The organism is Bartonella sp. TT121SHDZB, from assembly GCF_042193415.1.
GTDB lineage: Bacteria > Pseudomonadota > Alphaproteobacteria > Rhizobiales > Rhizobiaceae > Bartonella.
Window position 1 is genome coordinate 629 of record NZ_JBHILR010000047.1, and the last position, 235, is coordinate 863.

Sequence of the window (235 nt, forward strand, 5' to 3'; positions counted from 1 at the left end):
ACGGCCGCCGTTTACCGGGGCTTCAATTCAATGCTTCGCAATAGCTAACATCTCCTCTTAACCTTCCGGCACCGGGCAGGTGTCAGGCCCTATACGTCATCTTTCGATTTTGCAGAGCCCTGTGTTTTTGATAAACAGTCGCCTGGACCTCTTCACTGCGGCCCCACCGGAGTGGGGCGACCTTTCTCCCGAAGTTACAGGTCGATTTTGCCTAGTTCCTTAGCCATGAATCTCT

The 235-nt window shown here is 53.2% G+C and carries 1 rRNA gene (only partly in view); it reads right to left on the reverse strand.

Annotated elements, in window-relative coordinates:
- Nucleotides 1-235: ribosomal RNA gene (locus ACFIKI_RS08385) — 23S ribosomal RNA — on the reverse strand; its annotated part reaches 628 nt to the left of the window's first position; the annotation flags it as partial.